The organism is Vibrio sp. Vb2880 (assembly GCF_033337975.1).
GTDB classification, from domain to species: domain Bacteria; phylum Pseudomonadota; class Gammaproteobacteria; order Enterobacterales; family Vibrionaceae; genus Vibrio; species Vibrio alginolyticus.
In genome coordinates this window covers 105,248-115,841 of record NZ_JAWORT010000003.1, presented here as the reverse complement: position 1 = coordinate 115,841, position 10,594 = coordinate 105,248, and the positions used below count along the sequence as shown (strand labels likewise).

The following is a 10,594-nucleotide window of genomic DNA, read 5'->3' as shown; positions in this document are numbered from 1 at the left end:
GTAAATATTCCCTTACTTTCAATGGTGTTTGAGCTATTAATGTCATCGTTATTATCAATCAACACAATAAGTAAAATTATCAGTAATTCCAGTCCTAAACGTTTGCGTAATCGCTAACCTTCTCTTAACCTTGATTTGAGGCTTTTATCACGGTTTTTCCATTGATATAGTGCGTCCATACAACAAAAAAAGACCATTCGAGGCATGGAGCTTCCTCATTAATCTCAAGATGAGAAGAATTGGTACCGACAAAATTCGGCAGATTTTAAGAGGGTCAAAAAATGGACATGAATATGGTTGAGATTTTAGGTTATGCAGCTTCAATCATGGTCGCTATTTCGCTAACTATGAAAGATATTGTTAAGCTTCGTATCCTTAACTTTATTGGTTGTGCGCTATTTACTGCTTACGGACTAATGATTGATTCTTGGCCTGTAGTATTAACTAACGGTTTTATTGCTTGCGTTAACATCTACTTCCTAGCAAAAATGCAGCAGGAAAAAAAAAGCCTAGAGCCTGAGAAAGCGCAATAGCATTCAAACAATAAAAGCCCGCAAATCATAAGATTGCGGGCTTTTGCTTTTAATATTCCATTTCTATCACAGCATCCCTAAACGAGCGCTAACGAACCCAGCTAAGTGCTAATGTTTCTCGACGAGAAAACATATCCATATGCGATGAAATGATCGCCTTAACCGTATTCAGTTTCTCTTCTGAATCCGCCTCACAGGTTATAGTTAAGCTAGATGCACAAAGGTTAAACTCCGCTTTTCCCGTCGGAAATGTCACCAAACCGCTATTTTCATTCCAAGTAGCAGGAACTTTTCGTCCAAAATGCCGACAAAGCGTCACTAAGTATTTGTCAGCGTGTTCGCTATCTATTCGGGTGCTTTCTTTAATCATGAACTTACTCGTTACTTTGAAACGTCCTATGAAGAACCTTGTTAGAATTGATAAGCTGCAGAGAGCTTGAAGTTGCGACCCGGCTCGTAGTCATCAAGCGTGAAGCCACGTGCAGTACCCGAACGAGACGCATGAGAGCTGTACAACTCGTCAAATACATTATCAATACCAAAGGTCACCGACAATCCATCAATATCAGACGGCACCCATTGAGCGTATAGATTATGTACATCATAACTTGCTTTCTTTGGCTGACCATCAAAGACGTTGTCTTCCTCTAGAACAAACATTGAGTTCCACCCGAAGATCGTTTCTAAAGCGTCTGACTGGTAATCCAAAGTTAGAGCAATGCTATCACCCATATCAATGCTACGCCCATTGCCCCCAGCAACAGGACCACCAGTATTCTTGTTTTTGGTGTCCGACTTAGAGTAAGAAAGTTTGCTGTTAAACTTGTCGTAACCATAAGAAGCACTAGCTTCAAAGCCTTTAATCTCAACATCACCTAAGTTGTAAATCAGGTAAGTTTGAGTCGCGTTTTGGTACTGATCTGCAATGTAATCATCAATTTCCGTTTGGAATACCGTAATATTCGCCCCAAAGAAATGCTTATCAAAGGTTTTATCAAAACGAACACCACCCTGCGTGTTCAATCCCGTTTCTGGCTTTAACCCATCCTCTAAAAATGCAACGTCTTGGTAAGCAATAAAGGTTTCCATTAGCTCTGGACCTTTAAATAGAGAACGTGCACTCGCAAACAACGTCCAATCTTGAGTCACCGCCCACTCTGCTGCTAGAGCCCAAGTCACATCATCATAATTACTGGTTCCTGTCTCAGCTTTGCGTTTGTAATCATCAAAGCGCATACCTGCGGTAATAAAGAAGGCATCAGAGAAGAAGAACTGATCTTCTACAAACAGTGCGGTTGAAATCGCCGATTCGTCCATAAACTTACGACTACCGTAGTAACTCGAAGACGTTTTATCCATGTAGTCGAAGCCATAAGTGACTCGATTATCAAACTCCCCTAACATAACATCTGACTGGAATTTGCCATTCAAACCAAAGTTTTGGTTTTTGGCGGTGTTCTTTGATAAACGATTCGAGGGCCAACGAGGGGCCATCACCGTTTCGTCACGTTTAATTTCTGTCTCGGTATTATAAAGAGTGACGTTTCCTTGGTGTTGTTCGCCTCGCAACTCGTAACTCAAGGTAACGGTATCGCGGTCATAATCCGTAGGGATAAGTAACTTGCTCGACAGGCTATTATTTGCACTACCCGACATATCAGGACGCGGACTGTAATCTCCACTGTCTCGGTACATGTCATAAGAGAGCTCAAAACGATGGATGTCATTTAGTTCATACCCCAGCTTAGCCAGAATGTTGTAAACATCACCTGCAGCACCATAGGTTTTATTGCCATCACCATCTTCAAAATCATCACGTGTAACGTAATGGCCATAGACCATCGCATCAATGTTTTCGGACAAAAGTCCGTACAGTGTCAACGAACCTTGTTGGTTGTCGTTGGATGCATAGCCGCCATAAACACGCGCACCAAACTTTTCATCGTAACGAAGTAAGTCACGAGCGTCTTTCGTTTCAAAGTAGACCGAACCGCCTAACCCGTTTTGAGTCACAGAGTTATTACCTACCTGAATGTCCGCAGATTTGAGAATGTCAGGGTTCAACGTCAAGTTACCAATATGATGGAACATACTCGCATGCTGAGAAGCTCCGTCAAGACGAATGTCCAAATCGGTTTCGCTCAAACCACGAATCGTAATACGTTGATTCACAGAGTGTGTTCCACCAACATCTACACCGGGAATATCGCGCAGTAAATCAGACATGTGATCCGCTTGCTTCAGTGACATGTCGTCCGCAAACATCGACTCAGTGTTGCTGGAAACTTTCGTTCCCCATACAACGACCTCTTCAAAATGTGACTCAGTATCTTGAGCTAAAACAGGGGTTGATAGCGCCATTCCCACTGCAAGGCAAAGGCTTGAAAGCTTGATAGGTGAACAAGCAGGGCTTTCCATAACTTAATTCCTAAATATTAATGATAATAATTCTCAGGTATAATAAGCATGAGTTTTATAAATACAAAGGCGATTTGGTTATGCGAAATCGCACAAGTGTTATGAGGAAGTGTCAAATGCAGGAAGTCACAACAAAACGAACTAAAATTGCCAAGATAGCTTTAACCCAAAGACTAGAGGCGACAGAGAAACAATGGATTGTCACGCAAGGCCAACCTTGTCAAACTCAACTGGCCGAAGGTAAGTTCCTATCATATCAGTACAATGATCAAATTTTTGTTCATGGCGGGCGTTGTCTAGAACTTATTGATTCGAATATTGTTTCTACTGCACACGCCTCACTGCTGGTCACTATTCTTTTAGAAGGTAGACTCTCGTTTGGCTACGACGATTTGCAATTTGATTTAGACGCGAGCGACGGCCCTAAGGGTGTAGTGGTGAACTTACTCAAACCTGCAAATTTTCGTCGTTCACTGCTCAAAGATAACCTCATTAATAAGATCAACATATTGGTTAAGCCCCAATGGCTAGAGGCCCGCCTTGAGCAAAATTGTAGCCATCGAGCCTTTTTTAACTCTCATCAGGCGTTTCAACAGTTGGAGCTTAACCAGACGCTATGCGAACTGGCTGAAACGTTAACAAATAGAGAAACACCGCAAGAGTTCCAAGAGAAGCTAGAAGTCGAAAGCTTGATCTATCAAATATTACATCAAGCCACCAAGCAAATTCCTAAGAATTTCAGTGCTAAAAACAGCAGTATTGAACGACACATTGATGGTCGGATTGAGGATATTGTCAGCTATATTGAAACTCACCTTGATCAAGAACTACGCTTGGAAAAGTTGGCGAGCCAATTCTCAATGAGTGTTTCAAACCTGCAGCGCCGATTTAAACAATCACTTAATATGACCATAAACGGCTACATTCGTTTTCGACGTCTTGAGATTGCTAGGCAACATTTGGAACGTGGCCTAGTGACGATAACAGAAGCCGCCTATGAAGCCGGATACCACCACCCTTCTAACTTCACTTATGCCTTCAAAAAGGCATTTGGTGTGCCACCACATGAAGTGATTAAAGAGTAAGGGGACTCTAGGTAACTGACTGTTATTTAGGAGTGTCTTATCCACAACATCGGTATATACTCGCCTTAAACGTTATGGAGGTTAAACATGAATATTGGTGCTGTCGCGAAGCTCACAGGGCTTTCATCTAAGTCGATTCGATTATATGAAGACAAAGGGATCATATCTCCACCAGCGCGTAGCGACTCTGGCTATCGCGAATATTCAGATAATCATATTCAAGAGCTTAACTTGGTATCACGCGCAAAAAGCGCAGGCTTTTCGTTGCAAGAATGCAAAGAGTTCGTACAACTTGCTCATAACCCCAACCGCAAAAGTAGCGAAGTAAAAGCAAGAACCATGGACAAACTGAGAGAGGTTGAAGAAAAAATTGCACACCTCATGGAGATCAAAACGCAACTTGAAGGTTGGGTTTCTTCTTGTCCTGGAGATGCAGAGAGCCGATGCCCAATCATAGACGAGCTCACCAAGTAAGCCCGCCTATCTATTGATCTCGTTAAAAACGAACTAGCTCGCTTAATGATAGGTACACATGCGCTTACCGTTTAACTCTATGATGTTAAATGGCGTTTCATAGATGTCCTCTAGCGTAGATGCTTGAATAACCTCTTCAACCGCACCACTCGCCACAACCTTGCCTTTCTTAAGCGCCAATATGACATCTGAGTAACACGCCGCGAAATTAATATCATGAATCACGACCACCATGGCTTTATTCATGTCATGGGCTAACTGCTGTACAACTTTCATGATCTGAAGAGAGTGTTTGATATCTAAGTTATTAAGAGGTTCATCAAGAAAGACATAATCTGTATCTTGTGCAATCACCATAGCAATAAATGCAAGCTGTCGCTGACCACCACTTAATTCATCCAAGTATTTGTCTTGAATATCTTGCAAATCTAAGTAGTCGATCGCTTGTTCTATGACCTCATGATCTTCTTTAGTCAGATTTCCTTTAGAGTATGGGAAACGACCAAAAGAGACTAACTCTTTTACGGTAAACCGCATTGTAATCGAGTTAGCTTGGCGAAGTACTGCCAGTTTTTTCGCTAGCTCTTTTGTGTCCCATTCCGCGATTTCCTTGCAATCAATGATAACACTACCGCCATCTCGCTCCGTTAAGCGCGAGGCCATAGATAACAGCGTGCTCTTTCCCGCGCCATTTGGACCGATAATCGATGTTACCTTGCCCTTTTCAAACTGAGTATTGGCCTCGTCTACGACTTTGTTTGAACCAAAAGCCTTCGTTAATTTGTCTATTACTATCATATTTATACAACTTTGTTTTTCAGCAGCAGGTATAAGAAATACGCACCGCCGATAAAGTTAATTACGACACTCAACGTCGTCTCAAAACTGAACACGTTTTCAATTATCCATTGCCCAGCAAGTAGTGAACTGATGGATAGAAACGAACATCCGACCAATAGCGTTTTATGTTGGTAACTTCGGAACATTTCTCGGCTTAAGTTGGTCACTAGTAAGCCAAAGAACATGATTGGCCCTACCAAAGCCGTAGAAATAGCAATCAAAACCGCCGAGATAATAAACACATTTCTCGTCACTTTAGGTACATCAACACCCAAGCTTTTCGCATTGTCTTGGTCGAGCCAAAACACATCTAAAGTGCGATGCATCCTAAACAACAACCAACATGCAAACATCAAAGCCGGAGCACTAAAGTAAACCAAGTTCACTTTGACATTATTGAAACTGGCGTACAGTTTCGACTGAACAATTGCATATGTGTTTGGGTCCATCAGCAAAGAAAAGAATGACGCCGCATTGGAAAATAGCTGACCAAAGATCAAGCCGACCAATAGCAACGTAATCAAGTTCTTGCTTCCTTTTGAAAAGTAAAACCCAAACAGCAGTAGCGAAAACGACACCATTACAATTACTGCAATCGCGAAATTGACGTACAAGTTAAGAACTAAGGTACTCAACCCACCAAAAATCAACACGATCAAAATTTGGGTTAACACATACAGCGCATCAAAACCCATGATACTTGGCGTTAAAATTCGGTTGTGCGTAATGGTTTGAAATACAAGTGAAGACTGAGCAATGGCCACACCCGCTAGCACTATCGCCAATACTTTAGGAACTCTACGAGACAAAAAATATTGGTAGTTGTCAGCCGTTAGCCCAATACCAATAAACAAACACGCGAAAAGAATCGCAATGCCACCTAGCAGCAGGATTTTCGTTGAATCACGCATGTTGCTTACCTCGCAACAACATAGCGATGAATACCATGCCACCCAATATGCTAATCACGATAGAGATTGGCATTTCATGAGGGAAAATAATTAAACGACTCACCAAGTCGCAACACAACACTAAAATGGCCCCATACATGGCCGTAAGCGGAATGTTCTTTTTGAGGTTATCGCCATAAAAGTGACTCACGAGATTAGGCACAATCAGCCCTAAGAATGGCAACTGGCCAACAATCATCACGACACTTGCTGACATGATGGATACCAATAGCACGCCAATCGTCACAACCTGCTGATAATTTAAACCCAAGTTTATCGCGAAATCTTTTCCGATACCTACGGCAGAGATCCTTGCGGCAAAAAGATAGCTGAGGATAACCATTGGTACCGCGATGTACAGCAGTTCAAAATCACCACGCAAGATGTTGGCGAAGTTTGCTACTGTCCAAGCATTCAGACTTTGAAGTGCATCATATTTGTAAGCGATAAACGTAGTCATGGATTGGATGACATTGCCGAAAATAATCCCGACAAGAGGCACAAAAACCACGCTCTTAAATTGAATGCGCTGAATAAAGAAAACAAACGCTAGCGTCCCAAATACCGAGATGCCGAATACGAGCCAAAGGTGATTGTCGTTACCAAAGAAAACCACGCTCAGTACGTAGCCCAGCATGGCACATTCGATCGTACCAGTTGTAGAAGGTGCAGCAAATCGGTTCTGGCTGATTTGCTGCATGACAAGACCCGCAATACTCAAGCCAGCACCAGCAAGCAGTATGGCAAATAAACGTGGTATACGGCTGGTAAAGAAAAGCTCTAATGCTTTCTCATCACCTGAAAAGAGTTGTTGGGGCGTCATGTTTGCCACCCCAACAAATAACGAAACCGTGCTTAAAACCACAAGGGTTAGCAATAACTTCTTCAAAGTTAACCTCTGCTATCTTGGATTACAGTTCAACGGTTTGCTTTATCTCACTGACCATTTTTTCTGTTGCTGTCACACCAGACATCGACAAATACCACGCGTCCACATCTAAATAAGTGATTTTGTGATTTTTATATGCTGCGGTCGCTTTGACTAAGTCGTTATCCATGGATTTACGAATATCGTTATCCGGCGTACCTGTCAGAGAATTTCGGTCAACCACGAGAATATTTTTCGGGTTAGCTTCACGAATAAACTCATAAGAAATGACATCTCCGTGAGTGCCCGTTTTCACGTGCTCAACCGTTTCCAAGAAGCCAAAGTCGTTATAAATGACGCCAAATCGCGACTGGGCACCAAACGCGCTGATGTTGTCACCCATGCTCAAAATCGTTAGTGCATCATTTTTGTTCGATTGGTTGTAGTCACGGATTGCTTTGAATTGAGCATCTAGCGCTTCAATTTTCTGCTCTACTTTTTCTTCGATATTGAAGATCTTACCAATATTGCGCCATTGCGCTTGCGTGCCTTCCCAATAGCCTTGGTTCTCTTCCGCCGCAAAAACAACTGTAGGGGCAATTTCACTCAGCTCTTCATATTTCGCAGACGCTCGCGGACCAACCAAAATCAAATCCGGTTTTTGCATGTAGATGGTTTCAAAATCAGGTTCAAACAAACTACCCGCAGAGGTGTAGTTATCTTTGCTGTATTTTGAAAGGTAACTAGGAAGATTAGACGAGTTAGATACTGCAACAGGATCGATACCAAAGTTGTCCAGCGCATCTAGCGGGCCAAAGCCAATCACAACCACACGCTCTGGGGATTGCTCTAGCTCTGTTTGACCCATGTAGTGGTCAATCACAACTTTAGCAGCGAAAGAAGGAGAAACAGTAAATAACGACAGCATAGCCGCACCGACGAATTTTTTCATTTTGTTAAGCCTTAATGAGATCTATTATCATACGCGTTCGCAATATAACGCTACTCTTTAATGCATTCAACAAAATTTAAGGTACTTTACATTAGTTACGTTTACTCAAGACTTAGATATATCAAAGACTTATAAAACCCATCAGTTTCAATACCTGGGCGTATCATTCATGCGCTTCAATAAACGCTTTGAGTGCCAGCTCATCAATAATCTCCAAACCGTTGTCCGTTTTTGTAATCAATCCCTTTTCAATCAAGTCCTTAACTGCACGTCGATAGACTCGGCCTGAGGTGCCAAACCGCTCAGCCTCTTGGTTCACTTTATCAAAGCCACCAAGGAGCTTATCCGTCTGATTACGGACGAGAAGATCATAGGCAATGTTGTAAGTAATGGGATGCAACAAACGACTAGTGTAGATATCCATGGAGTCTTGATAATCCTCAGCCAATGCTGAAGCGAAGAACACCATCATTTGGGGATAATTTTGCAGTGCTTCGGTTAGTTTTTGGATACAGATAACATCAACCTGCATATGTTCATCTGCTATCACATTCCATTGACAAGGAGTCCGAGTGAAGAACTCCATTTCACCATAAATATGATAGTCGCAGTTAGCTTCCCCTAATTGAAAACGTCGTCCATTTGCGGCCAATATGTTCATCGAGACTCGACCTACTGGCACAACATACAAGTACTGAAGTTGCTCACCTTGGCGGAGAATTGCTTCCCCAGCATCAAAGTAACGCGAATTTATTTGGCATTGATAAATCAAATCGCGAAAGGTGGCACTCTTTTCTTCAAGGTATGTTTTGAAGCGACCAGTCGGATAAGGGCTGATTTTCATTTTCTGCTCTCTCAGAAAAAGTTACGGACAACTATTTAAGGTGGATTGTACCCCGTAACTCCAAATAAAAAAGCGACAGTGACCTGTCGCTTTACATCTATTCTGTTTATGTGACTTACTGAGATAAAGACTGGCTAACGCTGAGCAACCAAGGCTTCTAATGCCGTAATCGCGGCGCTCTTCTCACCTTGCATCATTACTTTGGCTTCATCAACGTACTGACCAACACCTTCTTTCACATCTTGTTGATACAGCACCACGTTGTTTAATATCGAAGCCACATGAAGGCCTCGTAGTCGACCGACCGTAAACAGCGCAGAGGTTTCCATATCGGCACCTAAGATGCCTTTTTTGTTCCAATGTTGGCATATTGCATCTTCGTCATCGGTATAGAAACTGTCGTGAGAACGCACCACACCAAAATGATAATGCACTTTTTGCATCGACAAGTAACGCTCAACTTCCTTTAACAGTGAAAAGCTTGCGTAGGCTGGATAAGACGAATCGACATACGCTTTAGAGCCGCCCTCATCTCTTACCGCGCCTTCGGCAATGATCAACTCGCCAAGATGAATGCCTGATTGCATTGCCCCCGCCGATCCAACGCGTACCACATGAGTCACACTGCACTGTTTTAGCTCTTCCACTGCGATGATCATCGATGGCGCACCTATACCTGTACTACATACTGAAACAGGCTTGCCTTTGTAGTTGCCGGTAAACACACGGTACTCGCGGTTTTCCGACACCATTTCTGCATCATCAAATAATACCGCGATACGATTCGCTCGATCTGGCTCGCCGCATACAATAACGAGGGGAGCGATTTGTGTTTCATCCACTCCGATATGAGGTTGTTTGGCCATTTTTCGTTCCTTACGCAGCAGCGTGCGCTAAGGTTTTATCGCCATTGCGCTTAGCGCTACGAGCCCACTCACGCGTGCCATTGGCAGCGATGAACATAAGAATCGCGTACTGAACAGACATTGCGTAAACACCTTGCGTCGCGTAGATACCCACACTGATAATATTAATCACAACCCATAGAATCCAGTTTTCGACGTATTTACGTGTCATCAGAATTTGTGCAACAACAGAAAGTACTGTCATGGTTGCATCCCAGAACGGGAACGCGTCAGGTTCAAGCACCGGTTCAGCCAAGTCAGCACCAAAGAGATTCAAGCTATCAACAGCAATGTTTGCTAGCGCAAAGAAAAATGGGTCGATATAGATCGTTAATAATGCGATACATGCAACGCTAATAGAGGCAGTAGTAATAAGTTTCTGTTTATTTAACCAGCGAACCTCCAGCGTTTCACCTTGTGCGTTTGGACGAGTCCACGCATACCAGCCGTAAATGTTCGCACAGAAGAAAAACAATTGAAGAAGCAATAATCCGTATAACTGAATTTGAAAAAAGATAACGGCAAAAAGCGTGACATTCAGCAAACCGAATAAGTAGTTGATGGTTTTTTCTTGGCTGGCAAACCAAATGCAAAGCAGTCCAAAAACGGTACCGAAAGCTTCGATCCAGCTCATTGCGTAGCCGTCGCCAATCGGAATGTTAACGAGAGTATTATTAATATCGAGTAAGGCAAAGAGGTCCATAACATGTCCTTTATTATTTTGT

General features: G+C 42.7%; 12 protein-coding genes. 3 read left to right on the top strand and 9 right to left on the bottom strand.

The window, feature by feature from the left end:
* Window positions 1-281: 281 nt before the first annotated feature.
* Window positions 282-533 (top strand): YgjV family protein, encoded by a 252-nt coding sequence (locus tag R7M92_RS04525; protein ID WP_005376619.1) that lies wholly within the window; start codon window positions 282-284, stop codon window positions 531-533.
* Window positions 534-621: 88 nt separating this feature from the next.
* Here the strand turns inward: R7M92_RS04525 and R7M92_RS04520 are convergent, their stop codons facing one another.
* Both R7M92_RS04520 and R7M92_RS04515 read right to left on the bottom strand, forming a co-directional pair.
* Window positions 622-903 (bottom strand): DUF2218 domain-containing protein, encoded by a 282-nt coding sequence (locus R7M92_RS04520; RefSeq protein WP_033906471.1) that lies wholly within the window; start codon window positions 901-903, stop codon window positions 622-624.
* Between the two features lie 41 nt (window positions 904-944).
* Window positions 945-2,951, bottom strand: coding sequence for a TonB-dependent siderophore receptor (locus tag R7M92_RS04515; protein ID WP_005382608.1), 2,007 nt, complete (start codon window positions 2,949-2,951; stop codon window positions 945-947).
* 116 nt (window positions 2,952-3,067) lie between these two features.
* On the opposite strand from R7M92_RS04515, the gene R7M92_RS04510 reads away from it, so the two are divergent.
* Both R7M92_RS04510 and cueR read left to right on the top strand, forming a co-directional pair.
* Window positions 3,068-4,036 (top strand): helix-turn-helix domain-containing protein, encoded by a 969-nt coding sequence (locus R7M92_RS04510; protein ID WP_053307613.1) that lies wholly within the window; start codon window positions 3,068-3,070, stop codon window positions 4,034-4,036.
* An 87-nt stretch (window positions 4,037-4,123) separates the two neighbouring features.
* Window positions 4,124-4,510, top strand: a complete 387-nt coding sequence (cueR, locus tag R7M92_RS04505) for a Cu(I)-responsive transcriptional regulator (RefSeq protein WP_005376627.1) — start codon at window positions 4,124-4,126, stop codon at window positions 4,508-4,510.
* A gap of 42 nt (window positions 4,511-4,552) precedes the next feature.
* On the opposite strand, the gene vctC is transcribed toward cueR, so the two are convergent.
* The 7 genes from vctC to pnuC all read right to left on the bottom strand — a co-directional run bounded on the left by vctC (window position 4,553) and on the right by pnuC (window position 10,572).
* The gene (gene vctC, locus R7M92_RS04500) at window positions 4,553-5,308 is read right to left on the bottom strand and encodes an iron chelate ABC transporter ATP-binding protein VctC (RefSeq protein ID WP_017635379.1); all 756 of its coding nucleotides are present in this window, start codon (window positions 5,306-5,308) and stop codon (window positions 4,553-4,555) included.
* Between the two features lie 2 nt (window positions 5,309-5,310).
* Complete coding sequence (gene vctG / locus R7M92_RS04495; protein WP_005376631.1) at window positions 5,311-6,261, bottom strand: iron chelate uptake ABC transporter permease subunit VctG; 951 nt, start codon at window positions 6,259-6,261, stop codon at window positions 5,311-5,313.
* Complete coding sequence (vctD, locus tag R7M92_RS04490) at window positions 6,254-7,189, bottom strand: iron chelate uptake ABC transporter permease subunit VctD (protein ID WP_130546284.1); 936 nt, start codon at window positions 7,187-7,189, stop codon at window positions 6,254-6,256. The genes vctG and vctD overlap by 8 nt, the downstream gene beginning before the upstream one ends.
* A gap of 22 nt (window positions 7,190-7,211) precedes the next feature.
* The gene (locus R7M92_RS04485) at window positions 7,212-8,120 is read right to left on the bottom strand and encodes a siderophore ABC transporter substrate-binding protein (protein WP_213904451.1); all 909 of its coding nucleotides are present in this window, start codon (window positions 8,118-8,120) and stop codon (window positions 7,212-7,214) included.
* Window positions 8,121-8,283: 163 nt separating this feature from the next.
* On the bottom strand, window positions 8,284-8,964 hold the full coding sequence (locus tag R7M92_RS04480; RefSeq protein ID WP_213904450.1) for a Crp/Fnr family transcriptional regulator: 681 nt from the start codon (window positions 8,962-8,964) through the stop codon (window positions 8,284-8,286).
* Between the two features lie 134 nt (window positions 8,965-9,098).
* Entirely contained in the window at window positions 9,099-9,830 is a 732-nt protein-coding gene (locus R7M92_RS04475) for a nucleoside phosphorylase (RefSeq protein ID WP_258472302.1), read from the bottom strand.
* Between the two features lie 10 nt (window positions 9,831-9,840).
* Window positions 9,841-10,572 (bottom strand): nicotinamide riboside transporter PnuC, encoded by a 732-nt coding sequence (gene pnuC / locus R7M92_RS04470; RefSeq protein ID WP_017820308.1) that lies wholly within the window; start codon window positions 10,570-10,572, stop codon window positions 9,841-9,843.
* Window positions 10,573-10,594 lie beyond the last annotated feature (22 nt).